Source organism: Stenotrophomonas sp. FSL W7-1447, from assembly GCF_037966425.1.
GTDB lineage: Bacteria > Pseudomonadota > Gammaproteobacteria > Xanthomonadales > Xanthomonadaceae > Stenotrophomonas > Stenotrophomonas pavanii.
In genome coordinates this window covers 3,506,878-3,533,033 of the sequence record NZ_CP150199.1, presented here as the reverse complement: position 1 = coordinate 3,533,033, position 26,156 = coordinate 3,506,878, and the positions used below count along the sequence as shown (strand labels likewise).

General features: G+C 66.8%; 22 protein-coding genes and 1 riboswitch. Of the genes, 8 read left to right on the top strand and 14 right to left on the bottom strand.

Annotation, left to right across the window (positions count from 1 at the left end; translation table 11 throughout):
* Window positions 1–33: 33 nt before the first annotated feature.
* Both NSQ78_RS16515 and NSQ78_RS16510 read right to left on the bottom strand, forming a co-directional pair.
* Entirely contained in the window at window positions 34–2,511 is a 2,478-nt protein-coding gene (locus NSQ78_RS16515; RefSeq protein ID WP_064239026.1) for an acyl-CoA dehydrogenase, read from the bottom strand.
* A complete protein-coding gene (locus tag NSQ78_RS16510; RefSeq protein ID WP_064239025.1) occupies window positions 2,508–3,425 on the bottom strand; it encodes an alpha/beta hydrolase in 918 nt (305 codons plus the stop codon). The genes NSQ78_RS16515 and NSQ78_RS16510 overlap by 4 nt, the downstream gene beginning before the upstream one ends.
* Before the next feature lie 152 nt (window positions 3,426–3,577).
* Between NSQ78_RS16510 and NSQ78_RS16505 the strand changes: the two genes are divergently transcribed.
* Window positions 3,578–4,180 carry a TetR/AcrR family transcriptional regulator gene (locus tag NSQ78_RS16505; protein ID WP_005418411.1) on the top strand — a complete coding sequence of 201 codons (603 nt, stop codon included), beginning with the start codon at window positions 3,578–3,580 and terminating at the stop codon, window positions 4,178–4,180.
* Window positions 4,181–4,317: 137 nt separating this feature from the next.
* On the opposite strand, the gene NSQ78_RS16500 is transcribed toward NSQ78_RS16505, so the two are convergent.
* The 3 genes from NSQ78_RS16500 to NSQ78_RS16490 form a co-directional block, all read right to left on the bottom strand.
* Entirely contained in the window at window positions 4,318–7,071 is a 2,754-nt protein-coding gene (locus NSQ78_RS16500) for a TonB-dependent receptor (RefSeq protein ID WP_064239024.1), read from the bottom strand.
* Between the two features lie 384 nt (window positions 7,072–7,455).
* Window positions 7,456–8,304, bottom strand: a complete 849-nt coding sequence (locus NSQ78_RS16495) for a hypothetical protein (RefSeq protein ID WP_057493486.1) — start codon at window positions 8,302–8,304, stop codon at window positions 7,456–7,458.
* 116 nt (window positions 8,305–8,420) lie between these two features.
* Window positions 8,421–9,314: an Hsp33 family molecular chaperone HslO gene (locus tag NSQ78_RS16490; RefSeq protein WP_049469301.1), complete on the bottom strand. Its 894-nt coding sequence runs from the start codon at window positions 9,312–9,314 to the stop codon at window positions 8,421–8,423.
* A 77-nt stretch (window positions 9,315–9,391) separates the two neighbouring features.
* On the opposite strand from NSQ78_RS16490, the gene mtgA reads away from it, so the two are divergent.
* The 3 genes from mtgA (at window position 9,392) to NSQ78_RS16475 (ending at window position 11,615) form a co-directional block, all read left to right on the top strand.
* A complete protein-coding gene (mtgA, locus tag NSQ78_RS16485; protein WP_064239023.1) occupies window positions 9,392–10,141 on the top strand; it encodes a monofunctional biosynthetic peptidoglycan transglycosylase in 750 nt (249 codons plus the stop codon).
* Between the two features lie 63 nt (window positions 10,142–10,204).
* A complete protein-coding gene (locus NSQ78_RS16480; RefSeq protein ID WP_049469308.1) occupies window positions 10,205–11,224 on the top strand; it encodes a glycosyltransferase family 2 protein in 1,020 nt (339 codons plus the stop codon).
* The gene (locus NSQ78_RS16475) at window positions 11,184–11,615 is read left to right on the top strand and encodes a CBS domain-containing protein (RefSeq protein WP_049469311.1); all 432 of its coding nucleotides are present in this window, start codon (window positions 11,184–11,186) and stop codon (window positions 11,613–11,615) included. The genes NSQ78_RS16480 and NSQ78_RS16475 overlap by 41 nt, the downstream gene beginning before the upstream one ends.
* A gap of 482 nt (window positions 11,616–12,097) precedes the next feature.
* On the opposite strand, the gene NSQ78_RS16470 is transcribed toward NSQ78_RS16475, so the two are convergent.
* The 4 genes from NSQ78_RS16470 to NSQ78_RS16455 all read right to left on the bottom strand — a co-directional run bounded on the left by NSQ78_RS16470 (window position 12,098) and on the right by NSQ78_RS16455 (window position 17,507).
* Entirely contained in the window at window positions 12,098–14,071 is a 1,974-nt protein-coding gene (locus NSQ78_RS16470) for an AsmA family protein (RefSeq protein ID WP_064239022.1), read from the bottom strand.
* Window positions 14,072–14,152: 81 nt separating this feature from the next.
* A complete protein-coding gene (locus tag NSQ78_RS16465; protein ID WP_049465643.1) occupies window positions 14,153–14,791 on the bottom strand; it encodes a hemolysin III family protein in 639 nt (212 codons plus the stop codon).
* Window positions 14,792–14,951: 160 nt separating this feature from the next.
* On the bottom strand, window positions 14,952–16,556 hold the full coding sequence (locus NSQ78_RS16460) for a peptide chain release factor 3 (protein WP_049428108.1): 1,605 nt from the start codon (window positions 16,554–16,556) through the stop codon (window positions 14,952–14,954).
* Window positions 16,557–16,622: 66 nt separating this feature from the next.
* On the bottom strand, window positions 16,623–17,507 hold the full coding sequence (locus NSQ78_RS16455) for a M23 family metallopeptidase (RefSeq protein WP_064239021.1): 885 nt from the start codon (window positions 17,505–17,507) through the stop codon (window positions 16,623–16,625).
* A 148-nt stretch (window positions 17,508–17,655) separates the two neighbouring features.
* Window positions 17,656–17,774, top strand: a riboswitch (SAM riboswitch).
* A gap of 77 nt (window positions 17,775–17,851) precedes the next feature.
* On the opposite strand from NSQ78_RS16455, the gene NSQ78_RS16450 reads away from it, so the two are divergent.
* The 3 genes from NSQ78_RS16450 to NSQ78_RS16440 are packed head-to-tail and all read left to right on the top strand — an operon-like array spanning window position 17,852 to window position 21,179.
* Window positions 17,852–18,883, top strand: coding sequence for a homoserine O-succinyltransferase (locus NSQ78_RS16450; RefSeq protein WP_049465649.1), 1,032 nt, complete (start codon window positions 17,852–17,854; stop codon window positions 18,881–18,883).
* Window positions 18,880–20,115: an O-succinylhomoserine (thiol)-lyase gene (locus NSQ78_RS16445; protein WP_049465652.1), complete on the top strand. Its 1,236-nt coding sequence runs from the start codon at window positions 18,880–18,882 to the stop codon at window positions 20,113–20,115. Before NSQ78_RS16450 ends, NSQ78_RS16445 begins: the two co-directional genes overlap by 4 nt.
* Entirely contained in the window at window positions 20,112–21,179 is a 1,068-nt protein-coding gene (locus NSQ78_RS16440; protein WP_064239020.1) for a homoserine dehydrogenase, read from the top strand. The genes NSQ78_RS16445 and NSQ78_RS16440 overlap by 4 nt, the downstream gene beginning before the upstream one ends.
* A gap of 58 nt (window positions 21,180–21,237) precedes the next feature.
* Here the strand turns inward: NSQ78_RS16440 and NSQ78_RS16435 are convergent, their stop codons facing one another.
* Both NSQ78_RS16435 and NSQ78_RS16430 read right to left on the bottom strand, forming a co-directional pair.
* Window positions 21,238–22,233, bottom strand: a complete 996-nt coding sequence (locus NSQ78_RS16435) for an alpha/beta hydrolase (RefSeq protein ID WP_064239019.1) — start codon at window positions 22,231–22,233, stop codon at window positions 21,238–21,240.
* Window positions 22,234–22,437: 204 nt separating this feature from the next.
* Window positions 22,438–23,820, bottom strand: a complete 1,383-nt coding sequence (locus NSQ78_RS16430; protein WP_024956918.1) for an L-serine ammonia-lyase — start codon at window positions 23,818–23,820, stop codon at window positions 22,438–22,440.
* A gap of 100 nt (window positions 23,821–23,920) precedes the next feature.
* On the opposite strand from NSQ78_RS16430, the gene NSQ78_RS16425 reads away from it, so the two are divergent.
* Complete coding sequence (locus NSQ78_RS16425; RefSeq protein ID WP_053461085.1) at window positions 23,921–24,151, top strand: glutaredoxin family protein; 231 nt, start codon at window positions 23,921–23,923, stop codon at window positions 24,149–24,151.
* 93 nt (window positions 24,152–24,244) lie between these two features.
* Here the strand turns inward: NSQ78_RS16425 and NSQ78_RS16420 are convergent, their stop codons facing one another.
* The 3 genes from NSQ78_RS16420 to NSQ78_RS16410 are packed head-to-tail and all read right to left on the bottom strand — an operon-like array spanning window position 24,245 to window position 26,034.
* Window positions 24,245–24,817, bottom strand: a complete 573-nt coding sequence (locus NSQ78_RS16420; protein WP_021202032.1) for a YceI family protein — start codon at window positions 24,815–24,817, stop codon at window positions 24,245–24,247.
* A 3-nt stretch (window positions 24,818–24,820) separates the two neighbouring features.
* Window positions 24,821–25,393 carry a cytochrome b gene (locus NSQ78_RS16415; protein ID WP_049465672.1) on the bottom strand — a complete coding sequence of 191 codons (573 nt, stop codon included), beginning with the start codon at window positions 25,391–25,393 and terminating at the stop codon, window positions 24,821–24,823.
* Window positions 25,390–26,034: a YceI family protein gene (locus NSQ78_RS16410; protein WP_053506781.1), complete on the bottom strand. Its 645-nt coding sequence runs from the start codon at window positions 26,032–26,034 to the stop codon at window positions 25,390–25,392. The genes NSQ78_RS16415 and NSQ78_RS16410 overlap by 4 nt, the downstream gene beginning before the upstream one ends.
* Window positions 26,035–26,156: the final 122 nt, after the last annotated feature.

Genomic DNA, 26,156 nt, shown 5'->3' with positions numbered 1-26,156 from the left:
GCCCGCCGTCGAGGCAACGCGTATCGCGGGCGATCAGGCGGCCTGCGAATGCGGATCCTTGCGCTGGCGGTCGTAGTAGCTGGCCGCGCGCAGTTCGTGGGTGTCGAAGTCGTCCACGGTGATGGTGTCCAGGGTCAGCGTGCGCAGCTCTTCCAGCAAGCTGCGCTCGTCCTGGGTGATCACGCCCTCGGCCACGGCCTCGTCCAGCTGTGCCTTGAAGTCCAGCGCCTCGATGCCCTTGCTCTTCAGCGCCTTCAGGAACTTGCGCTCCACCGGCTCGGCCATGATGGCCTTGCTCAGGTAGCTGTTGATGCGGCCACCCGGGTTGTTCTCGCAGGGGGTCAGGAACACGCCACTGGCCAGGCGGTCGCGGGCTTCGTTCGGCGCCATCAGCAGGGCGGCGACGCGGCGGCTCAGGCGGTCGCCCGGAGCCTCGGCACGACGGCCCAGCGGGAAGATCAGCGCCCACATCAGCCAGCCGATCGGACGGATCGGGAAGTTGCGCAGCGCGGCCGACAGCGACTCTTCGATCTTGTGCACGCTGTCATGGAAGGACCAGGCCAGCAGCGGCTGGTCGGCCTGCGGCGCGCCTTCGTCGTGGTAGCGCTTGAGCATGGCGCTGGTCATGTAGACGTGGCTCAGCACATCGCCCAGGCGGCCGGACAGCGATTCCTTGAACTTCAGCTTGCCGCCCAGGGTCATCATCGAGATGTCGGCCATCAGCGCCAGGTTGGCCGAGTAGCGGTCCAGCTTGCGGAAGTAGCGGCGGGTGTAGGCGTCGCCCGGGGCGGCACCGAAGCGCGCGCCGGTCAGGCCGAACCAGAACGAACGCACGGCATTGGAGATGCCGAAGCGGATGTGGCCGAACAGGCTGCGGTCGAACTCCTGCAGGCCGGCGCGGGTATCCGGATCCTGCGCGGCCTTCATTTCCTTCAGCACCCACGGGTGGCAGAGGATCGCACCCTGGCCGAAGATCAGCAGGCTGCGGGTCATGATGTTGGCGCCTTCCACGGTGATCGCGATCGGCGCGGCCTGCCAGCTGCGGCCGGCGAAGTTGCGCGGCCCCAGGATGATGCCCTTGCCGCCGATCACGTCCATCATGTCCGAGATCACTTCGCGGCTCATGGTGGTGCAGTGGTACTTGGCGATCGCCGACGGCACCGACGGCACGTCGCCACGGTCGACCGCGGCAGCGGTGGCCTGCGACAGTGCGCTGATCTTGTAGGCCTTGCCGCCGATGCGGGCCAGTGCTTCCTCAACGCCCTCGAAGCGGCCGACCGACAGGCCGAACTGCTTGCGGATGCGGGCATAGGCGCCGGTGACCGCAGCACCGGCCTTGGCACCACCACTGGCGGTGGACGGCAGGGTGATCGAGCGGCCCACGGCCAGGCACTCGTTGAGCATGTTCCAGCCCTTGCCGGCCATGGCCGCGCCACCGATCAGCTGGGTCAGCGGAATGAACACGTCCTTGCCGCGGATCGGGCCGTTCTGGAACGTCGAGTTCAGCGGGAAGTGGCGACGGCCGATCTCGACGCCGGCGGTGTCGCGCGGCAGCAGGCCCAGGGTGATGCCGATGTCGCGGGTGTCGCCGATCAGGCCATCCGGGTCATACATGCGGAAGGCCAGGCCGATCAGCGAAGCGACCGGAGCCAGGGTGATGTAGCGCTTGTCGAAGGTCAGCTTGACGCCGAGCACCTGCTCGCCGTTCCACTCGCCCCTGCAGACAATGCCGTAGTCCGGAATCGAGGTGGCATCGGAGCCGGCGAACGGACCGGTCAGGCCGAAGCAGGGCACTTCACGGCCATCGGCCAGGCGCGGCAGGTACTGGTCCTTCTGTTCCTGGGTGCCGTAATGCACCAGCAGTTCACCCGGGCCCAGCGAGTTGGGCACGCCGACGGTGGAGCTGACCACCGAGGACACCGAGGCCAGCTTCTGGATCACCTTGTGGTGGGCCAGCGCGGAGAAGCCCAGGCCACCGTATTCCTTCGGGATGATCATGCCGAAGAACTTGTTCTTCTTGATGAAGGCCCACAGCTCCGGCGGCAGGTCGGCATGGACGTGGGTGATTTCCCAGTCGTTGACCATCGCGCACAGCTCTTCCACCGGGCCATCGAGGAAAGCCTGCTCTTCGGCGGTCAGCTGCGGCTTGGGGTAGTTGAGCAGGATGTTCCAGTCCGGATCACCGGTGAACAGTTCGCCCTCGAAACCGACCGAACCGGTTTCCAGCGCGATGCGCTCGGTCTGCGACAGCGGCGGCAGCACCTTGCGGAACACCTTCATCATCGGGCCGGTCAACAGCGGCTTGCGGATGAACGGCAGCAGCAGCGGCACGGCGATGACGGCCAGCACCGCTGCGGCGACGATCGTGGCGGTCTGGTTGACGTAGGGAATGAACCAGCAGGCGACCAGCAGGGCCACGCTGATCAGCGTCCAGGTAACCAGCCGCATGCGGTGGTAGGCGACGAACGCGCCTGCCAGCAGCAGGGCGAGGAAGGGAAGAACGATGCTCATGAGCGTGCTCCGGTGACGTGCTCGTTTGTGGCGGACGAAGCCGCAGCGTCCGCTGCGGGCAACACGTCCAGATAGTCCAACACAGTAGCGGTAAAGGCGTCGTTGTCATCGCCGGCGACCATGTGCGTGGCCTGCGGCAGCTGTACATGGCGAGCGTGCGGCGCCAACGCCAGGAATTCGGCCACGGTCTGTGGCGTGACCAGGTCGCTGCGGCCGCCACTGACCAGCAGCAGCGGGCACTTCACCTGGCGCGCTGCGTCGGCCAGCGCATCCTGATGCTGCTCGCTGTCGCGGGCCAGTTCGGCCACCAGGCGCGGATCCCAATGCCAGCGCCAACGCCCGTGGCCGTCCTCGCGCAGCAGCGCACGCAGCGACTGCTCGGATTTGCGCGGACGGTGGGGCATGTAGGCCGAAATCACGTCGGCGGCCTGGGTCAGCGAGGCGAAGCCGTCGGGATGGGCGGTCATGAAGGCGAGGATGCGCTCGACACCGGCGGTATCCCAGCGCGGGGTGATGTCGACCAGCACCATCGCCGAGAACAGCCCCGGCCAGCGCGACTCGGCCAGCAGCCCGAACAGCCCGCCCATCGAGGCGGCAACCAGTACCGGCGGGCGCGGCTGTTCACCGGCCAGCACGATCAGGTCGTCGGCGAACTGTTCGCCGTGATAGGGCAGGTCGGCGCCATTCCAGTCGGAATCGCCATGGCCGCGCGCGTCGTAGGCCAGCGTCTGCAGGCCGGCCGCGTTCAGTGCGCGGGCGGTGGCATTCCAGGCGTGGCGGGTCTGGCCGAAGCCATGCGCGAACAGCACCCGGCCGCGCCGGCCATGGTTGCTTACGGTCGCCGCCAGGCGAGCGCCATGGGCGGCGTCCAGGCGCAGGTCATGAAACGCAGCGGGAGTTGGGGACGTAACCATACTTGCTAGTATGGATCGCTTCCGAGGGATGTCAATACTGCAGGGTATGGTGCGCTGCGGAAGGTGCCTGGAGAGGGGCTCACGGGACCCTGTGACGGTTTCGACCGCAACCGCGTACTGCAACGAACCCCGGCGTATGGTTAAATCAGTCCATGAATCAACCTGACGCTTCCGCCGGCGAACCGCGCGCCGGCCGCAACAGCCGCCTGAGTGCCGAAGACTGGGCCCAGGCGGCCCTCGATTTGATTGCTGAACAAGGTGTCGGCGCCGTCGCGGTGGAGCCCCTGGCTCGGCGACTGGGTGTCACCAAGGGCAGTTTCTACTGGCATTTCCCCTCGCGCGACGCATTGCTGCAGGCGGCACTGGAACGCTGGGAACTGTTTGAGCAGGAACAGGTATTCGGCAGCCTGGAAGACGTGCCGGACCCGCGCGTGCGCCTGCGCCAGCTGTTCCAGATGGTGGCGCATGAAGTGCAGCCGCACATCATCTACAGCGAATTGCTGAAGGCGCTGGACCATCCGATGGTGCGGCCGGTGATCGACCGGGTCTCGCAGCGTCGCCTCGACTATCTGGTCGCCTCGTTCCGACAGGCCGGCCTCAGCTCGACCGATGCACGCCATCGCGCGCGCCTGGCCTATGCCGCCTACGTCGGCTTCCTGCAGTTGTCGCTGCAGCTGCAGCAGCCCAAGCAGGCGCGCGAGGACTTCGAAGCGTACGTCGAGCATCTGATCGAGACGCTGATTCCGAACGGATGAGCGCCCCGGGATCAGGGTGAACAAGGACCGCGGCGATGCCGCGGTTTTTTTTCAGGTGGCGCAGCCCCTTTCCAGGCGGCATAACGAACAACGGCCCCTTGCGGGGCCGTTGCGGCATCAGCTGATCGGAGTACCGATCAGAACTTCTGCTTGTACTGCATGTACATGTAGCGGCCCGGCAGGTCGTACTGCGGGTCGAACATGTTGTACGAGGTCGAGTAGGAAACCGGCGGATCCTTGTCCCACACGTTGTTCAGGCCCACCATGATGATGCCGTTCCACGGAGTGTTGTAGCGGAACTGGACGTCGTGGTAGGTCGTCGCACCCATATGGTTCTTGCCATTTGCACCGTCGGAGCAGTAACCCACCAGATCGGCATCGCCAACCGGATCGAACGGGCAGGCCTCGGTCATGCCGGACTTGTAACGCAGACCGTAGTTGACACCGAAATCACCGTACGACCAGTCAACGTAGACGTTGGAGCGAATGCGCCAGTACGGATCCTGGTCCAGATAGCGGCCGGCTCGGCCGTCAACCGGTGCGTCGTCGGTCGATTGAGTGTCCCACTTGGAAAGATAGGTGCCATCCAGGCTGATGGTGAACTGGCCGATCGAAGTCTCCGGCAGCTTGTACTGGATGCCCAGATCCCAACCTTCCACCTTGTAGGACGAGAGGTTCTGCAGCGGCATGTCGACATTGGTGATCGTGTAGCGCTGGGTCGAGGTGCCGTAGTTCGGATCACGCGTGATCAGGCCGCAGTAAGCTGCCTGTTCCTGCGGCGAACCGCCGTAGCAGCGATCCATGATGTCCTGGATTGCAGGACGGGTAATGGCGTCTTCGATCTTGATCTGCCACCAGTCCAAGGTCACGTTCAGGCCACTGACGAAGCTCGGGCTCCACACCAGACCCAGCGTCTTGCTGGTCGACGTTTCCGGCTTCAGATTCGGATTCGACTTCCAGGTAAACGCTTCTGGGGTCTGCTTGTTGGCACCGCTGCCGGCACCGGGCTGCTGGAAGTTCGCCGGGACGCCTTCGGCGGCGCACTGGGCGGCAACCGCACCGGTGCGACGACCGCTGGAAGCGGAGCAGGGATCGGCGTAGGTTTCAAACGAATCGGTGTTGCCGCGATACAGATTGTTGATGCTCGGAGCGCGGAAGCCCTCTGAGTAGTTGCCGCGGACCATCAGTTCATCAATCGGCTTCCAGCGGAAACCGAATTTGTTGTTCGTGGTGTTGCCGAAGTTGCTGTAGTCAGAGAAGCGCGAGGCGACGCTGAAGTCGAGCAGCTTGGCACCCGGCAGATCGGCCAGCACAGGGATCGAGAGTTCCAGGAAGAACTCGTCCAGGTCGTAAGCGCCCTTGGTGGGTGCCGCACCGTTGCCAGTGCTAAGGCCTGCGGCGATGAAGGCATCTGGATCGAACTGGCCACTTTCTTTACGACCCTCATAGCCGGCCGCAAAGCCCAGCGGACCCGCCGGGAGCTGCACGATTTCACCGGAGATGTTGGCGTAATAGCTCTTGGAAACCAGGCTGGCAGAGTCATGCGCCGTGAATGAAGCGTAGTCCAGCGCAGCCTGCGAGATGGAACCCAGGCCACCCAGCGGGTTGATCGGTACGCAGCCAGTGATGACCGCACCGGCAGAGGTCAGGCAGACCGGCTGACCGTCGCGGATCGCTGACGGACCGTAGGCTTCTGCCAGGCGCTGGCGATTGAACAGGCCGTAGGTCAGGTCATTCTGATCGGTCTTGTCGTAGCGGTAGCCGACATCCCAGTCGAAGTTCCTGTCAGCGATTTCGAAGAAGCCTTCGAAGCCCCCGTAGAAGTGCCAGTTCTTGACGTTCTGATTGAACGAGCGACCGCCGGTTTCATTGAAACGACGCGATACGCTGGTCAGATCCACACCGTAGGGGTTGTAGATGCTTGAGGCGCTCAGACGCTGGCCGGTCACGGGCATGGCCGCCAACAGCTGCTCGGACTTGCGCTCGTTGTACATCGCCTCGGTGCGGAAAATCACATTGTCGGTGATGTTGTACGAGCCAATCGCGAAGAGCGAGGTGCGCTCGTTCGGGGTCAGCAAGTAGTTGTCCGGAGAAGTGTTGTAGCCGTGGACATTGGCGTTGAACGGAGTTTCAACGCCATTGATGATGACGTAGCGCTGGTCATTGCGGATGTACGAGCCCGGCAGGCCGGTGCTGCTCTGGCCGCCAAAGAACGGCGGGCCGCCGGCGGAGATCTTGCGATCGCCAGCCATCACTTCCTTTTCGTTCACGTAGGACGCACCGAGCACGAGTGACGCGCGATCAGTGGTGGTACCAATGGTGAAATCGGCCGCTTCGCGTTCGCCATCACCGGCGCTGTACTGGCCCTTGTAGAAGTTCGCCTCCGCACCGTCGAAGTTTCGCTTGGTGATGATGTTCACTACGCCGGCAATCGCATCCGAGCCGTAGATGGTCGATGCACCGTCCTTGAGGACATCGATGCGCTCAATCATCGCGGTTGGGATGGTGTTCAGGTCGACGCTGCCGTCCAGGCCGGTGGTCCAGCGGCGGCCATTGACCAGCACGAGGGTCCGCTCAGCGCCCAGGTTGCGCAGACTGACGCCGGCCGAGCCGTCACCACCATTGTTGAAGGTGCGGTTCAGCGCGGCACCGTTGGCGGAAACTCGCTGGAGGATGTCGGCGACCGAGGTCACGCCCTGCTTTTCAATGTCGGCGCGAGTCAGGCTCAGAACCGGTTGCGATGTTTCAATGTCAGTGCTCTTGATCCGCGAACCGGTGACCGAGATACGGTCCAGGTTGGTGGCTTCCTGGGCATGGGCCGTCGCGACAGTGGCACCGGCGACAAGCGCGATCACGACTGCGTCGCGCAGTCGGCTGGACTTGAGTTTCATTGGCTCTCTCTCTCTCCAAGAAATCTTGGCTGGGGTTAGTGCCCGGCGGGGGAGCGAAAATGCGCTCCCAAATCGCGAGGCTGACCCGATAGTAGCGGGCGTTCGCCAAGAATTAAAGCTGTGTTAATCAAGCCTGTATTTCTGGCCAAGATCCGCTTTATCCATGCCAATCAATGTGTTGCTGAAAGGAGGGGGCCGTCATGCCTCGTTTGTTAACAAGGAATGATGAAAAAATTTCCGTTGTTATGTATCCGAGTATTTCGGCGCGTTGTGTTTCATTTCCCAGCGACCATTGCGAACGCGTCGTTGTGCGTCCGGCACGCACATGCAAAGGGCGCCTTTCGGCGCCCTCGGGTCTGTCGCTGCACAGCGTGACTGCCGGGATCAGAGATCCTGTTCGTAACGGACATACGGCACGGTGCCGTCGTCGTTGCTTTCATTGCGCGGGGAGAACGGGTTCTTGCCGCGGCTGATCACGTTCTCGGCGCCGACGGTGAGCTGGCCCGACCACGGGGTCCGCCAGGTCAGGCCGATGCCCAGGCCTTCCCACTTGCCGGGCTTGCCCGGGACGTCGACCACGCGGCCGATGATGCTGCCGGTGAAGTTGCCGTAACCGGCACCGAGGCTCAGGCTCTTGCTGTCCCAGCGATCGACGAGGGCCGGCGAGGCGTCGGCCAGCGGGACCAGGCGGGCCTTGGCATAGGTGCCGGCGATGGACACGAAGCCTTCGCGACCGATGTTCTTCTGCGCGAACACGGTCAGATCGTTCTGCTCGGCACGCAGGGAGGGCGTCTTGTTCGGGCCCGACAACCAGGCCGGCAGGGTTTCACGGCCGGTGCCGGCGGTGATGCCCAGGCGGCTGTTGCCTCGGTTCAGTGCCGCGGTGCCGGTGAAGCGGCGGCTGTTGAGGTCATCGTCGTCGCCCAGGCTGGCCAGCATGCAGTGGCTGGCCAGTCCGCTGATGCTGGTGCCGCTGCTGCTGTTGCAGAGCAGGCCCAGCGAATCGCCGGACGACAGGCCAAAGGCCGCGTCCAGGGAATTGCGGCCGAAATGCCAGCGGGCGCCGGCCGCCTGTTCGCCGGTCGGCTCCAGGTACAGCAGCGCCTCCACCTTGCCGCTGCCCTTGTTCCATACCGGCAGCACGGTGCGGGTGTCCTTGCTCTGCGCATGCGCGCCCGTGATCGCGCCAAGGGCGATCAGCAGGGCCAGCGGTAGACGCAGGAAGGTACGCATCGGACCAGTTCAGACAGGGACAGACAACGGAAGTTCCCGTGGGGACGGGAACTTGATCCTAGGGTGTTTATGAATTCTTAACAAGCCTTGATCCTCCCCAGGTACAAGACTGCCGTTCATTGAAGCCGTTCAGGCGCCGGTACAGCCCCCTGGGCGCCGTGGAACAGTATGCCGAACTCCGTCAATGGAAAGTGATACTCACGCCCGCAGAATTCGCAACGCACCTCGACCGCGCCGGTGTCCTCGGCGGCCGCACGGGCTTCTTCCTCGCCCAGTGACTGCAGCATGCCGGCCACCCGCTCGCGCGAGCAGGAGCAGGCGAAGGACAGGGGCTTGCTGCCCAGCAGTTCCGGCCGCTCTTCGTGGAACAGGCGGTGCAGCAGCGCTTCGGCCGGGGTGGCCAGCAGTTCCGCCTTGCCCAGGGTTTCGAACAGGGCGCTGGCACGCGCCCAGCCGTCCTCGTCGCCTTCGTCGCCCGGCAGCTTCTGCAGCAGCAGGCCGGCGGCGCCGTTGCGGTCGGCGGCCAGCAGCAGGCGGGTCGGCAGCTGTTCGGACTGGCGGAAATAGTCTTCGAAGGCCTCGTCCAGTTCCGGCGCGGCCAGCGCAACCAGGCTCTGGTAACGCTGCGGCTCACGCGGATCCAGGCCGGGGTTTTCGATGGTGATGGCGAGGATCGCGTCATCGCCGAGGCTGGACAGGTCACGCGGCGCGTCGGCGCCCTCGCTGAGCTGGGCGATACCGCGCAGCGTGCCGGCGGCGGTGCATTCGGCGAACAGGGTGCGCAGCGCGGTGCTGCTGCGCAGCTGCACCGACAGGCGGCCGTCGATCTTGGTGTGGCCGGTGAACAGTGCCGAAGCGACGCAGGCTTCGCCGAGCAGTTCGGCAGCGGCGTCCGGGTACGCCGCGTGGGACAGGATTTCCTGCCAGGTGGCCTGCAAATGCACATGCACGCCGCGGACGCCGGCGGCGGGGAGCAGGAAGCGGATCAGGGAATCGGGGTTGGCGGTCATCGGCTCACATCGCGCGTAAACGGGGGCGGTTGCCGGATAATGCGCCGACAACCAGACAGAAGAAGGATGCACCAGTAATGGGGGCAGCGGGAGAGCAGCACAAGGTAGAGGCGGCGGCCACCGCGCCGCGCCGGCGGCGCTGGCGCTGGAGGCGGCTGCTGTGGCTGCCGGTGCTCCTGGCTGCTTTCAGCTGCCTGCAGGTGCTGGTGCTGCGCTTCATCGACCCGCCGGTGTCCACGGTGATGCTGTGGCGCTACGGCGAAGCGCTGGGCGAGGCGGACTGGTCCTATCGGCTGCATTACCAGTGGCGCGACCTCGACCAGATGGCGCCGAGCCTGCCGATCTCGCTGGTGGCCGCCGAGGACCAGCGCTTCCCCGACCACAACGGCTTCGACCTGCAGGCCATCGAGAAAGCCCGCGACCACAATGCCAGGGGCGGGCGCCTGCGCGGCGCCAGCACGATCAGCCAGCAGGTGGCCAAGAACCTGTTCCTGTGGCAGGGCCGCAGCTGGATACGCAAGGGCCTGGAAGTCTGGTACACGGTGCTGATCGAGGCGCTGTGGCCGAAGGAGCGGATCCTGGAGATGTACGCCAACATCGCCGAGTTCGGTGATGGCGTGTACGGGGCACAGGCGGCGGCGCAGAAATTCTGGGGCAAGGACGCGGCCCGGCTGAGCCCGGCCGAGAGTGCGCGCCTGGCTGCGGTACTGCCGGCACCGCGGCGCTACAACGCGGCCGCGCCCGGGCCTTACGTGCAGCGGCGTGCCGCCTGGATCCAGCGCCAGGCGCGCCAGCTGGGGGGCGCGTCCTACCTGTCGGAGGACTGAGGCGCATACGGCGTGATCGTCATGCGACCGGCCGCGTGCGTGCCGGCAACGTACAATCCGGGCATGACCCGCGAACGGCTCACCTTCGTCATCGCCGCCTACAACGAGGCCCTGGCACTGCCGCTGCTGCATCCGCGGCTGTGCGCGGTGCTCGACGGCATGCCCGACATCGAGGGTCACATCCTCTATGTGGACGACGGCAGCCACGACGGCACCTGGGAGGTGATTGCCGGGCTTGCGCAGGCCGATGCGCGCGTATCGGCGCTGAAGCTGTCGCGCAACTTCGGCAAGGAAGCGGCGCTGACGGCGGGACTGGACCTGGTGCACGAAGGCGCGGCGATGATCCTGGATGCCGATGGCCAGGACCCGCCGGAGCTGGTGCCGCAGTTCGTCGCCCGCTGGCGCGAGGGCCATGACAACGTCTACGGCACGCGCATGGCCCGCGATGGCGAGGCCTGGATCAAGCGCGCCACGGCAGCCATGTTCTATCGGGTGATGGGCCGCCTGTCGCGTACACCGATTCCGGCCGACACCGGGGACTTCCGCCTGCTGTCGCCGCGCGCGCTGAGCGCCCTGCGTGGCATGCGTGAGCGCCACCGCTTCATGAAAGGGCTTTTCAGCTGGGTCGGATTCAAGCGGATCGCCGTGCCCTATCACCGCCACGCGCGCGTGGCCGGCACCAGCAAATTCAGCCTGTGGCGGCTGTGGAATTTCGCGCTGGAGGGCATCACTGGATTCTCCACCGTGCCGCTGCGGGCGGCCACCTACCTGGGGCTGGCAACGGCAGCGGTCGCCTTCCTGTTCGGCCTGTGGGTGATCGTCAAAGCGGCGTTGTATGGCGACCGGGTGGCGGGCTGGCCGACGATGATGGCGGTGATCCTGTTCCTGGGTGGGGTGCAGCTGATCGCGCTGGGCCTGATCGGCGAGTACCTGGGGCGGCTGTACGAAGAGTCCAAGCAGCGGCCGCTGTACCTGGTTGACGCCTGGCTAGCATCCGCCGTGGCAGACTCGGCCCTGCAACCCACCCTCGGAGGGCAGGCAGATGACCACGGTACGGCAACTGTTGGACGGCAAGTCTCCTGAAGTACATGCGGTCGCGCCGGAAGCGGCGGTGATCGATGCGATCCGATTGATGGCGGAAAAAGGCATCGGTGCGGTGCTGGTGATGGACGGGCCGAAACTGGTCGGGATCCTGTCCGAGCGTGATTACGCGCGCAAGATCGTGCTGCGCGATCGTTCGTCGCGGGATACCGCGGTGGCGGAGATCATGACGGCACAGGTGGTGACGGTGTCGCCGGGCGAGCAGGTGGAGCACTGCCTGCAGCTGGTGACCGACTACCGCATCCGCCACCTGCCGGTGGTGGAGGGCGCGCAGGTGCTGGGGGTGATCTCCATCGGCGACCTGGTGAAGTCGGTGATCGATGCGCAGCGGCGGGAGCTGGACCAGCTGCAGCAGTACATCGTGGCGGGGTGAGTTTTCGCTGGCGGGCCTGCGGCCCGCCGGCCCGCCAACAGCAAATGCAGAAGCAGAAGCAGCGCCTTCCTGATACGTCGGAGAGGCGGAGGGCATGGGCGTGCAGGACACGCCGCAAGTACGTCCCTGTAGGCTCGATGGCGCCATCCATGGCGCCAACGGTCCTGCACGCCCATGCCCTCCGCCTCTGGAAACATTTCCGCGAGCGCGGTGCGTACATGCGCTGTGCCTCGCCTTTGGTAGCCGCCAACCTTGGTTGGCAACAGCTTTTGACTTTGCTTTTTTTTTTTTGACTTTGAATTTCGCTCTCGTTCCGCGCGCGCAGGAAACTGTCCGGAGCCGGAGCAAGGCGGCAGGCAGGACCGTGAGGCGCATGGATGCGCCGACCGAGCCTACAGGGACGTATTTACGGCGTGTCCTGCCTGTCGCCTTGCTCCGGCTCTACGCGCGGGAAAGGAGGCGCCGCGAACAACGCTGTAATCCTACTTCGCATACTGCCCACCACAGTCGGCGTCCTTGCCCGGCCCCAGTTCGATGGTTGCCAGCAACGCCGCCGGCGGGGCGATGCTGCCCAATGCCAGGGCCACCGCGCCGCGGATGCCCAGCGCCTTGAAGTCCGGGCGGAACGACGGGTCCTTGAACGTACCGGCGATGTGCAGCGGCGAGCGCAGCACCAGGATGCTCTTGTCCTTCGGGCGCGGTTTCAACAGCAGGTCCAGGGTCTCGTCGCGCAGGCTCACCGTGCCTTCGCCGATGAGGATCGTGTCGGTGGTGTCCACCGCCAGTGCCTGGCTGGTCATCAGGCCGTCGCGCACGCCGAAGTCGGCGAAGGCACACCGCAGGGGAATCTGCTTGTCGCCGGTCACCAGGAATTTCAGCGACTCGGTGATGTCCAGGCCGGCCAGCTCCATCACGAGGTTGCCGACATGGCCGCGGCCCATCGCCAGGCCGACCTTGCCGCTGCTGCTGCCGAGCATTGCCGCGATCGAATTGCCACGGCCGCTCAGGTCCACTTCGCCACCGATGCCACCCTTGGCCTGCTCGGCCAGCTTGGCATCGGGGAACAACTGGCCCAGCTGCACGCCGCGCACGCTGGCCTTCAGTGCGGTGCTGATCTGCGGTTGCCGCGCGTCCATGCGGACCGTGCTGCGGATATCGCCGCCGGCGACGCCGAAGTTCAGCGGGTCCAGCCGCAGCAGGCCGTCATCCAGCAGCAGGTGCGCATCCATGTCATCCAGCGGCAGCGACGGAGCGTTGATGCGATGGGCTTTCCAGCGCACGTCGGCGTCCATCGCCCGCAGCTTGCCGAGGTTGTAGGGCGTATCGGGCAGCACGCGCGCACGGGCAGCTACCCGCGCCGCCTCGGCCTTCTGCTCCGCGTTGGCGGTTTCGCCACCGCCGGTCTTTGGCGGGGCGCCAACGAAGCCGGCCAGGTCATCGAAGTCCAGGCGCCTGGATTCCAGCGTGGCGGTCAATCGCGGGCGAGCGCCGCCCACGTCGAACTGCAGATTGCCACCCAGGTCGCTGTCGCCGACCTTGCCGGAGAACCGCTCGTAGCGCCAAGTGTCGTGGTCACGCTTGAGGCGGCCGTTCAACGCATACGGCGGGGAGGGCGGGATGGCGATGCCGAGCAGCGGGTAGAGGTCGGCAAGATCCTGCCCGCTCAGCGCGAACTGCAGGTCGAACACGCGCAGCTGGAATGGATTGGTGAGCGTGCCGGTGGCGACGGCGTGGGTAGCGCCGGCGCGGCCGTCAAGGTGGATGCGGAACGGGTGGTCGCTGTCGGTCAGCTCCAGCGGGGATTCGGTGCCACCGCGCAGGGTGAACGGGTTGCCCTGCCAGCGTCCCTTGCCCTGCACCAGCAGCGGCGGCGCGCCGTCGGTCTGCTTCGGTTGGCCGCTGCGCACCTCCATGCGGATATCCGTGCGGCCGAGCGCGTCGAGGAACTGCAGACGACCGTCGTCGATGCGCAGTCGCTTCAGCTGGGGACGTGTCCCGCCGGCGCTGTCACCGAGAAAATCCCAGTTGCCGGGCTCACCCTTGCGCGGGGCAGTCTCCAGCAGCAGGTCCGGCCGGGTCAGGCGTACTTCGGGCAGTTCCACGCGGCCGCGCAGCAGTGGCCAGAGCCGCACGTCGATCTCGACGCGGTCGGCCGTGGCCATGTTCGGCTGCTTTGCCCAGCGGGCATTGGCGAAGGTGATTGCATCGGCGCGAAGGGTGCTGGTGCGGCCGAGGTCGACGTCGAGATTCCCGATCTGCAGCGCACGGCCGGTGCGGGCCTGCACCGCGCGTTCAACCGGGCCCTTGAACCAGTTCCAGTCCCAGAGCGCGATCAACACCAGCACCGCCGCGAGCAGGAAGACCAGCACGGTCAGCCAGCGGCGGCCCCGGGGACCGGGGCGGCGGAGGCGCCAGCGGGGCGAGCGCCGTGCAGCAGGGGAGGCGGCAGCATTCACGCTGGCATGGTTGCCCCCTCATCGTGGACGGGGCGCGAAGCGTCCATGTGCGTGGCGTGCACAAGCGGCGCGGACGCCGGTCTACAGCACCTGCATGGTCACTGCGACGAAGTGGCAGACGCTGCCACCGATCACGAACAGGTGCCAGATCGCGTGCGAATAGGGAATCGATTCGCGATGGTAGAAATAGGTGCCCAGTGTGTACGACAGGCCGCCGGCCAGCAGCCAGCCCAGCGTCCAGCCGTCGATCGAAGCCAGCATCGGCTTGACCGCCACGATCACCAGCCAGCCCATGGCGACGTAGATGGCCGTGGACAGGCGCTTGAAGCGGCCGGTGTAGAACAGCTTGAACACCACACCGGCCAGGGCCAGGGTCCAGATTGCGGCGAACAGGCCCCAGCCCCACGGGCCGCGGAGACCGATCAGGGTGAACGGGGTGTAGGTGCCTGCAATCAGCACGTAGATCGCGCAGTGGTCGAACACCTTGAGTCGCCCCTTGGCGACCGGGTGCTGGATGGCGTGGTACAGGGTCGAGGCGGTGTACAGCAGCAGCAGCGCAATGCCGAACACGATGGCACCGGCCAGCTGCCAGCCATCGCCGTAGATCGCGGCCAGGGTGATCAGGACCGCGCCGGCACCCAGCGCGAACACGGCACCCAGGCCGTGGGTCAAGGCACTTGCGATTTCTTCGCGGATCGAAGCAACGGAAGTCGTGGACATGGCGTAGGCATCGTTCGCGGGGAGGTGGGGACCCGCGCCCCCCTATCATCGCCGCGATGGGCGGGATGTGCACGCCCGTCACCGTATGGTCGATGAACTACCGGCCTGCGCCGGTGGGGGGAGCGCCCTTTCTTTGCGGAAAGGGACCTGACCCCGTTGTTCAGCCCGCCGACACGGTATGGGCGGCTTCGCGCGTGGCCGAGAAGCGGACATCCGGCGAGCGCTCCTGCGCCAGCTGCAGGTTGACCCGGGTCGGCGCCAGGTAGACCAGGTGCCCGGCGGCATCCAGGGCCAGGTTCAGCGCGTTCTTCTCGCGGAACTCTTCCAGCTTCTTCTCGTTGCTGCAGTGGACCCAGCGCGCGGTGGTCACGCTGACCGGCTCGAAGGTGGCTTCCACGCCGTACTCGTCCTTCAGGCGGTAGGCGGCTACGTCGAACTGCAGCACACCGACCGCACCCAGGATCAGGTCGTTGCTGGTGAGCGGGCGGAAGAACTGGGTCGCGCCTTCCTCGGACAGCTGGGCCAGGCCCTTCTGCAGCTGCTTGAGCTTGAGCGGGTCGCGCAGGCGGGCGCGGCGGAACAGTTCCGGCGCGAAGTTGGGGATGCCGGTGAAGGTCACCGCTTCGCCTTCGGTGAAGGTATCGCCGATGGAGATGGTGCCGTGGTTGTGGATGCCGATCACATCGCCCGGCCAGGCCTCGGCCGCGATCTCGCGGTCGCTGGCCATGAAGGTCAGCGCGTTGGCCAGCTTCATTTCCTTGCCGGTGCGCACGTGGAAGGTCTTCATGCCGGCGCTGAAACGGCCGGAGCAGACGCGCATGAAGGCCACGCGGTCACGGTGCTGCGGGTCCATGTTGGCCTGGATCTTGAACACGAAGCCGGTCAGCTTGTTCTCTTCCGGGGCGATCTCGCGGCCGGTGGTCGAACGCGCCTGCGGCGACGGTGCATGCTCGACGAAGAAGTCCAGCAGCGGCTGCACGCCGAAGTTGTTCACGCCGGAGCCGAAGAACACCGGGGTCTGCTTGCCGGCGCGGTAGGCGTCCAGGTCGAACGGGTGGCTGGCGCCCTGCACCAGTTCCAGCTCGTCGCGCAGGTCGGCCAGCATCTGTGCACCGATCTTCTCGGCCAGGCCGGGGGCATCGATGGACGGGAAGATGGTCGAGTCCTGGCGGGTGAAGTTGCGGCCGGGCTCGTACAGGTGCACTTCACCGGTCAGCAGATGGACCACGCCCTTCAGGCGCTGGCCCATGCCGATCGGCCAGGTCACCGGCGCGCACTGGATGCCGAGCACGGTTTCCACCTCATCCAGCAGCTCGATCGGGTCCTTGCCCTCGCGGTCGAGCTTGTTGATGAAGGTCATGATCGGGGTATCGCGCAGGCGGCACACTTCCATCAGCTTGATGGTGCGCTCTTCCACGCCCTTGGCCACGTCGATCACCATCAGCGCCGAGTCCACCGCGGTCAGCACGCGGTAGGTGTCCTCGCCGAAGTCGGCGTGGCCGGGGGTGTCGAGCAGGTTGACGATCTTGCCCTCGTACGGGAACTGCATCACCGAGGAGGTCACGGAGATGCCGCGCTCCTTTTCCAGTGCCATCCAGTCGGAGGTGGCATGGCGGGCGGCCTTGCGGCCCTTCACCGAACCGGCCATCTGGATCGCGCCTCCGAACAGCAGCAGCTTTTCGGTCAGCGTGGTCTTGCCGGCGTCAGGGTGGGAAATGATGGCGAAGGTGCGGCGACGCGACGCTTCGTTGGCGACTTCGGACATGGCAGTGGCGCCCGCCCGGGGCGCTTTTCAAAGAGATAAGCGCCCGATTATACCGGCCGGGGCCGGTCAGCGCCCGGTCCCGCCGTCGGCTTCGCCGTGGCGGGCGAACTGCAGCTGGCCCTGTTCGGCGAAGATGCGCACCGGCACCGAGCGCAGGCCCATGCCGCGGTTGACCTGCACCACGAAGTGCAGGTGCGGCGCGCTGCTGTAGCCGCTGTTGCCGGACAGGCCGATCGGCTGCCCGGCCCCCACGGCCTGGCCGCGACGCACGCGCATGCCGCCGGCCTGCAGATGGCCGTACAGGGCCATGCTGCCGTCACTGTGCAGCACGCGGATGAAGTTGGCGCGGGCGCCATCGCGCTCGCGGTCCTGGCCGTTGCCACGGAAGCCATCCTGGATCTGCATCACCGTGCCCTCGCGGGCGGCCAGCACCAGGGTGCCCTCCGGCAGTGCGAAGTCGATTGCATCGTGGTTCTCCTCGTCGCCATGGCTGAACCGTCCCTGCGGCGCCTGGTCCACGCGCAGGCGGGCTGCATCGAAGGGCAGGCGATAGGCAACATCCTCGGCCTGCGCGGCCGGGTTGCCCGGCACCGACTGCAGGCGCAGGTCCAGCGTGCGCCCATCGATCGGGGCGGGCAGGTGGCCGACCACCAGGCTGCTGTCGCCCTGGATCAGTGACTGCACCGGCAGGCCGTCGACCGGGTGACCGGGGGCCGCGCGCAGTTCGATCTGCAGCGGGCCGGCCAGGGCGTTGTCGATGCGTGCCTGCCATTGCCCGCCGACCGGCTGCAGGCGCAGCTGGGCCATGGTGGCGGCGCCCGCGGACCCGCCTGCGGGCGTCGCCTGGCCAGGCGGGGGAACCAGTCCCCAGCCCTGGCGCCAGTTGTCGGCGTGCACGCTCGCGCTCGCCAGCAGGGACAACAGCAGGCAGGACAGGGGCAGGCGCGACATCGGCGTTTCCAGCGGAATGGACCGCCGGGACTGTACCCGATCCTGAACGGGGCGACCGGAACGGACTGCGCAGTGTCGACCTGAAAATATTCATCGCTTTATCCGCATGAAGGGATTGACAGTGCCGGAAAGGGCTGGCATCGTGGCTCCACCATCGAGACCGGCAGAGGGACAGGCCCTTTGAAGCCGGGGCAGCCCGCAGGCGCGCAAGCGTCTGCGTAGGTGCCAAATCCTGCGGGGACCGTGGCGTCCACCGAAAGATGGTTCGAACCATGCACCCCACGTGCATCTCGAACGCGGGCCCCGCGAAGGCTCGATGGCCGATTCCCCAACCGGATCCCGCCATGAGCTTCGCCGCCAGTACCGCCATTCGCTCCGAGTCCTTTGTCCCCGTCAGCGTGCCGGTCGAAGACCGCGTGCATGCCGAGCGCGGCGAGTTCGCCGCGGTGCTGTCGATGCGCCACGCCGGCCCCAGCCCGGTGCGCCTGCGCTATGAGTGGGTCGGCCCGGCCGATGCACCGGTGGTGGTGCTGGCCGGTGGCATCTCCGCGCACCGCCACGTGGCGTCCAATGCACAGTTCGGCGAGAAGGGCTGGGCCGAAGACCTGGTGGGCAGCGGGCGCGCGCTGGATCCGCAGCAACTGCGCGTGCTGGCCTTCGACTTCATCGGTGCCGACGGTGCGCTGGATGTGCCGATCGATACCGCCGACCAGGCCGATGCGCTGGCGCTGCTGCTGGACCACCTCGGCATCCGTGCGCTGAAGGCGTTCGTGGGCTATTCGTATGGTGCGCTGGTCGGCCAGCAGTTCGCGATCCGGCACCGGGCCCGCGTGCGCCAGCTGGTACTGGCCAGCGGCGCGCATCGCCCGCATCCGTATGCCGCCGCCTGGCGCGCGCTGCAGCGCCGTGCGGTCGCGCTCGGCCAGCTGCAGTGCGGCGAAGACCACGGCCTGGCCCTGGCGCGGCAGTTCGCCATGCTCAGCTACCGCACGCCGGAAGAATTCGGCGAGCGCTTCGATGCCGCGCCGGAAGTGATCAACGGCCGCGTGCGCGTGGCCGCCGAAGACTACCTCGACGCGGCCGGTGCGCAGTACGTCGCGCGCACGCCGGTGACCGCCTACCTGCGCCTGTCCGAATCGATCGACCTGCATCGTGTGGACCCCACCGCGATCCTGCCGCCGACCGTGGTGGTGGCCGTGGAGGGTGACCGCCTGGTGCCGCTGGCCGACCTGGTCGGCCTGGTCGAAGGGCTGGGCCCGCGCGGCAGCCTGCGCGTGCTGCGCTCGCCTTACGGCCATGACGCCTTCCTCAAAGAAACCGATCGCATCGACGCGATCCTCGCCACCGCCTTCCGCACTTCTGGAGAGTCCGCATGAGCCTGCACGCAAACGAGCCGTCCTGTAGTCGCACCACTGCCGCCGTCCGTGCCGGCATCGATCGGGACACCGCGCATGGCGCGGTCACGCCGCCGATCGTGCTGTCGTCGAACTTCAGCTTCGAAGGCTTCGGCAACAAGCGCCAGTACGACTACACGCGCAGCGGCAACCCGACCCGCGACCTGCTGGGTGAGGCGCTTGCGGAACTGGAGGGTGGCGCCGGTGGCGTCATCACCGCCACCGGCATGGGCGCGATCAACCTGGTGCTGAACGCGCTGCTGCAGCCGGGCGATACGCTGGTGGTGCCGCACGATGCATACGGTGGCAGCTGGCGCCTGTTCAATGCGCTGGCCCGGAAGGGGCACTTCGAACTGGTCACTGCCGACCTGACTGACCCGCGTGCGCTCGCCCAGGCACTGGCGACCCAGCCGAAGCTGGTGCTGGTGGAAACCCCGTCCAACCCGCTGCTGCGCATCACCGACCTGCGCTTCGTCATCGACGCCGCGCACAAGGCCGGTGCCCTCGTCGTGGTCGACAACACCTTCCTGTCGCCGGCCCTGCAGCAGCCGCTGTCGTTCGGTGCGGACCTGGTGCTGCATTCGACCACCAAGTACATCAATGGTCACAGTGACGTGGTCGGCGGCGCCGTGGTCGCGCGCGATCCGGCGCTGCACGAACAGCTGGTGTGGTGGGGCAATGCCCTAGGCCTGACCGGTTCGCCGTTCGATGCCTTCCTGACCCTGCGCGGCCTGCGCACGCTGGACGCGCGCCTGCGCGTGCACCAGGAGAACACCGCATCGGTCGTTGCCCTGCTGGACCAGCACCCGGCCGTCGGCAGGGTGTACTACCCGGGCCTGGCCGATCATCCGGGCCACGCCATCGCGGCGCGCCAGCAAAGCGGCTTCGGCGCGATGCTATCGTTCGAACTGGCGCACTGCGCCGGTGACGATCCGCATGCGGCGGTGCGCGCGTTCGTCGATGGCCTGCGCTGCTTCACCCTGGCCGAATCGCTGGGCGGCGTCGAAAGCCTGATCGCCCATCCGGCGACCATGACCCATGCGGCGATGAGCGCAGAAGCGCGTGCGGCGGCCGGCATCAGTGAAGGACTGCTGCGCCTGTCGATCGGCATCGAGGCTGAGCGTGACCTGCTCGCCGATCTCGGCGCCGCGCTGCAGCGCGCCGAAGCGGTGATCGACGCGGCCGCACGCCGCAAACAGGTGGTGGACGCATGAGCGCGCTCGCCGCTGAAATTCCCGCGCTGGGCACAGGGCGGCTGGCGCTGCTCGGCACCGGCACGGTCGGGTCGGCCTTCGTGCAGCGTTACCAGGCGTTGCAGGCACGCGGGCTGGAACTGCCCAGCGTGCAGTGGCTGGCCAACTCGCGCACCGCACTGGCGATCGACCGCGATCTGGCGTTGCCGCTGGAGCTGGCGCGCCGCGCACCGCGCGACGGCCTCAGTTCGCCGCCTTGGGCCAGCGCCGAAGGCCTGGAACGGGGTGATGTGGTGGTTGATGCCACCGCCAGCGAAGAGGTGGCCGCGCGCCACGTGCAGTGGCTGGCGCGGGGCGTGCATGTGGTCACCGCCAACAAGCTCGGCCGCGGCGCGCAGCTGGCACGCGCCACGGCCATCGCCGAGAGCTGCGCCGACAGTGGTGCGCGTTATGGCGACAGCGCTACCGTCGGTGCCGGCCTGCCATTGTTGAGCAGCCTGCGCGCGCTGGTCGCCGGTGGCGACCGTATCCATGCCATCGAGGGCGTGCTGTCCGGTTCGCTGGCGTGGCTGTTCCACCGCTACAACGGGCAGTCGCCGTTCTCGGCGGCGGTGCGCGAGGCGCTGGCGGCCGGCTACACCGAACCCGATCCGCGCCTGGACCTGTCCGGCGAGGACGTGCGTCGCAAGCTGCTGATCCTGGCGCGCAGCAGCGGGCTGGCCCTGGATGCCGCGCAGGTGCAGGTGGATTCACTGGTCCCGGACGCGCTGGCAGCGCTGCCGCTGGAGGATGCAGTGGCTGCACTGGAGCTGCTGGATGCACCGCTGCAGGCGCGTTGGCAACAGGCACGGGACAACGGCCGCGTGCTGCGTTTCGTGGGCCGTGTTGACGGCCAGGGTGCGCAGGTCGGCCTGCGCGAACTGCCGTCCGATCACCCGTTGGCGCAGGGCGCAGGCACCGACAACCGCGTGGCCATCCACAGTGATCGCTATCAGCGCCAGCCGCTGTTGATCCAGGGACCGGGTGCCGGTGCGGAAGTCACCGCTGCCGCGCTGCTGGATGACGTGCTGCGGATCGTGGGTTGATCGCAGGGTGCCTGTAGAGCCGAGCCGATCCTCGGCTCTACAGGAGCACATCCATCGGTCAGCGTGACTTCAAGGACTTCAGCAACGCGCTGTTGAACTGCTTGGGGTCCTGCACCTGCGGCGAATGGCCCAGTTCGGCGAACTCGACCAGGGTCGCCCCGGGAATTGCCGCGGCCGCCGCCTTGCCGAGCGCCGGATAGTTGCCCAGCGTCGCCTTCACCGCCGGCGGCGCCAGGTCGCGCCCGATCGCGGTGCGGTCCTTCTGGCCGATGAACAGCGTGGTCGGCACCTGCAGGTGCTTCAGCTCGTAAACCACCGGTTGGTTGAACACCATGTCCGAGGCCAGCGCCTGGCTCCATGCAACAGCCTGCTTGCCCGGCCCTTCGTACATGCCCGACTGCATCCGCGCCCACGGTTCGTAGGCCGGCTTCCACTTGCCGTCGTAGTACACCTCCAGCTGGTAGCGGCGGATGCTGTCATAGCTGATGTTCATTTCGCCGGCGTACCACGCGTCCACGCTGCGCCACGGAACGCCCAGCGCCTTCCAGTCCTCCAGCCCGATCGGGTTGACCAGCGACAGGCTGCGCAGGTCCTGCGGGAACATCAGCGCGTAGCGTACCGCCAGCATGCCGCCCATCGAGTGGCCCACCAGATGCACCGGTACCTCGCCCAGCTGCAGCTGCTGCAGCAGGGCATGGGTGTTGGCGGCCAGTTGCGCGAACGAATACTGGTAGCGCTCGGGCTTGCTGGATTTGCAGAAGCCCACCTGGTCCGGGGCGATCACCCGGTAGCCGGCGGCGACCAGCGGCTTGATCGATTCTTTCCAGGTGGCCGCGCAGAAATTCTTGCCGTGCAGCAGCACCACCACGCCGATCGGTGCCTTCTTCGGCGCGATGTCGAGGTAGGCCATCTCCAGTGGCTGGCGCTGCGATTCCAGCGCGAAGGTCTTTACCGGATAGCCATAGTCGAAGCCCTCCAGCCGCGGCCCGTAGGTGGGCGCGGCCAGGGCAGGCAGCGGAAGGCAGGCAAGCAGGGCGGCGGCGATCACGCGCATGGGGCAATCCGGGGCGGGGGAACCCCGAGCCTAACCGCAACGCGGTGACGATGTCGCCCGTGCGGGCCAGGGTGGGCGGGGTAGCGTCGACTGTTAGTCGACTACTCTTCCCTCAGGCCGTGAAAATCCCGCGCTGCGCGCGATAGTCGACTAACAGTCGACTCTACCTGTGGCCCGTCGCCATCGCGCCGGAGCCGGCCGCCCTCAACACTCGATGACGTTCACCGCCAGGCCACCGCGGCTGGTTTCCTTGTATTTGTCCTGCATGTCGCGGCCGGTATCGCGCATGGTCTTGATGACCTTGTCCAGCGATACCTTGTGCTTGCCATCACCGCGCATCGCCATGCGCGAGGCGTTGATCGCCTTCACCGCACCCATCGCGTTGCGCTCGATGCAGGGGATCTGCACCAGGCCACCGATCGGATCGCAGGTCAGGCCGAGATTGTGTTCCATGCCGATCTCCGCGGCGTTCTCGATCTGGCTCGGGTTGCCACCCAGGGCCGCGACCAGGCCGCCGGCGGCCATCGAGCAGGCCACGCCGACCTCGCCCTGGCAGCCCACTTCGGCCCCGGAGATCGAAGCGTTTTCCTTGTACAGGATGCCGATCGCCGCCGAGGTCAGCAGGAAGTCGAACACGCGCTGCTCATTGGCGCCGGGGCAGAAACGATCGAAGTAATGCAGCACCGCCGGCAGCACGCCGGCGGCGCCATTGGTCGGCGCGGTCACTACACGGCCGCCGGCCGCGTTCTCTTCATTCACCGCCAGCGCATACAGGTTGACCCAGTCCAGCGTGGTCAGCGGGTCGCGCATCGCCGCTTCCGGCTTCGACGACAGCTCGCGGTACAGCGCCGGTGCACGACGGCCGACCTTCAGGCCACCGGGCAGCACGCCTTCCTCGCGGATGCCGCGCGCCACGCAGGACTGCATCGCGCTCCAGATCTCGCGCAGGTTTGCACGGATCTCGTCTTCGCTGCGCCAGCACTTCTCGTTCTCGAACATCAGCTGGGCGATGCTCAGTCCGCTGCGCGCGGTCTGCGCCAGCAGTTCGTCGCCACTCTTGAACGGGTAGGGCAGCGGGGTCTCATCGGGCACGATGCGGTCATCGGCCGCATCGTCCTGGTTGACCACGAAGCCACCCCCGACGGAGTAGTAATCGCGGGTGGCGATCACTTCGTCCTCGGCGTTGTACGCGGTGAAGCGCATGCCGTTGGTGTGGTAGGGCAGCTTCTGGCGCTTGTTCATGCCGAGGTCGCGCTTCTCGTCGAAGGCGATCTCGTGCTGGCCCATCAGCTGGATGCGCTTGCTGCTGCGGATGCGCTCCAGCGTGGCCGGAATGATGTCCGGGTCGATCAGGTTCGGCCGCTGGCCTTCCAGGCCGAGCAGGATCGCCTTGTCGGTGCCGTGGCCGCGGCCGGTCAGCGCCAGCGAGCCGTAGACATCGGCGCGGATGCGCGCGACCTCGTGCAGGCGGCCCGGGTCGAGCAGCCAGCGATGGATGAATCGCTCGGCGGCCTTCATCGGCCCGACGGTGTGCGAGGAACTCGGGCCAATGCCGATCTTGAAAACGTCGAACGTGCTGACAGCCATGGTTGCCGTACTGCGGGTACCGGAAGAGACCGCTATTCTAGCGGTTCACGCCGCAGTTCCATGGCTGCGGCGCAGCATTTCCGCCACGGGAGCCCGGCCGGTGTTGATCCTTATCCAGCGTGACGATTGCCACCTGTGCGATATGGCCCTGGCCGAGCTGGCCAGGGCGCGGGCGCCGGAGTTCGAATCGGTGTTCCTGGATGACCAGCCCGCGCTGGAGGCCCGCTACGGCGCGCGGGTGCCGGTACTGCGTGACGAGCGCGGCGACCGCGAGCTGGATTGGCCGTTCGACGCGGCCACGGTGCAGGCGTGGTTGGCCGCCGACCGGTAGTGCCGCGGCCGCTGGTAACCCCTCTGTTCCCGGTGATGCTAGGCCAGCGGCCGGCACTACCCAATGCGTAGCAATGCCCGGTCCAGACGCGATTTACTTCGCGTCGAACTTCACGATCGTGCTGATCGCGGTTTCATCCGGGATGGTCTTGGTGTCGGCCCAGTCACCGCCGCCGACGCCGAAGTCCAGTCGCTTGACCGTGGCCTTGCCGGTCAGCACCGGCTGGGTGCCCGGCTTCCAGGTGAAGGTCAGCGTGACCGGCTTGCTGACGCCGCGCAGTTCCAGCGTGCCATCGGCGGCGAACTGGTCGTTGCCCACCGCGCGGAAACCCTTGGCGGTGTAGCGCGCCGTGGCGAACTTGCCGACATTGAAGAAGTCGGCGCCCTGCAGGGTCGAATCACGGTCACTGTTGCCGCTCTTGGCCCCGGCCAGCGGAATCACCACGTCCAGCGAACCGGCGGCCGGATTGGCCGGGTCGAAGCTGAGCTTGGTGGCGAAGCCGGGGAAGCTGCCGGTGAACACTTCACCGTCGTACTTGGTGGCAAACACCAGGATCGAGCCGGCACCCGGGGCCTGCGCATAGTCGGCGGCGAGCGCCGGGGCAGTGGCCAGCATGCCGGCCAGGGCGGCGGCCACAGCGGCCGGGGTGGTCAGTTTCAGGTTCATCGGTCAGTCCTTCTGAGGGGAGGCGAGCCAACCGCGTGGCAACATGCGGGACAGTGTTGCATCGCGCTGGAACAGGTGGTGGTAGAAGGCAGCGCCGGCATGTGCCAGCACCACCGCGATCAGCAGCCAGAAGCCATATTCGTGCAGGGCATGGGACACCGCGACGACCTGCGGATCCGGAGCGCTCAGCTTGGGCACGTCAACCAGGCCGAACCAGCGGAACGGCCGCAGGCCACTGGCCGAATCGTACAACCAGCCCGACAGCGGAATGGCGAACATCAGCACGTACAGCAGCACGTGGGTGGCACTGGCGATGCGCTCCTGCCAGCTGGGCACGCCCGGCACCGGCTTCGGCGCACCGGCATACAGGCGCCAGCCGAGACGGAACAGCACCAGGGCCAGTACCGTGATGCCGATCGACTTGTGCGCGGTGTACACCCAGAAGTACTTGGGCGTCTTGGGCAGTTCGCCCATGGTCAGGCCGACCACGCCGAGGGCGAGGATCAGCAGTGCGATCAACCAATGCAGGATCTGGCTGACACTTCCCCACGCGGCGGGGGTGTTCTTGGCGGTCATGAAGGGTCCTTGGGGGCCGTCGTGTGGTCGGAGTGGGAAACAGGAGCCGGAGTTCCCGGGGCGTCGTTGCGGTCGAGGGTGGCTTCGGCCTCGATCCGCACCTGCACCGCATCACCGATGACGCCCGGCCAGGCGGTGATGCCGAACGCGCGCCGGCTCAGCGTGGTGCTGGCGGAAAACCCGGCGGTGCGCCGGAACGGCGGGAGCGGATAGCGCTTGAGCGCGTTGAAGGTCACTTCCAGAGTGACCTCCTGGCTGACCCCGCGCAGGGTCAGCGTGCCGATCACGCGCGCGTGTCGGGCGTCGATCGGTTCCACCCGATGGGAGACGAAGCGTGCCGTGGGATGGCGCTCGCCGTCGAGCAGGCTGCGCGCCAGCGTGGCCTGGTTCCACTTGGCGTCACCAAGGTCCAGTCGCGACACCGGAATGTCCACTTCCACGGTCGCATCGCGCCAGTTGTCGGGATCGAACAGCACGCGGCCCTCGCTGCCGGACACCGTGCCCATGGCCTGCGAGTAGCCGGCATGGTCGATCGAGAACAGCACCCGCGTATGCACCGGATCGAGGCGGTAGGTATCAGCGGCCGCCCAGGCAGGAGCGGTGGCGAGCAGCATCGGCAGCAGGGCCAGGCAGGGACGCATCGATGGCGGGCTCCGGAAGGGGACGCTGCGATCATACGCACAGCCCCCCGACAACGTTGCGTACATGGCTGCAACAGTTCGTGGTGGCGCCATCGCTGGAAACAGGCTGTTGCAGCCATGAA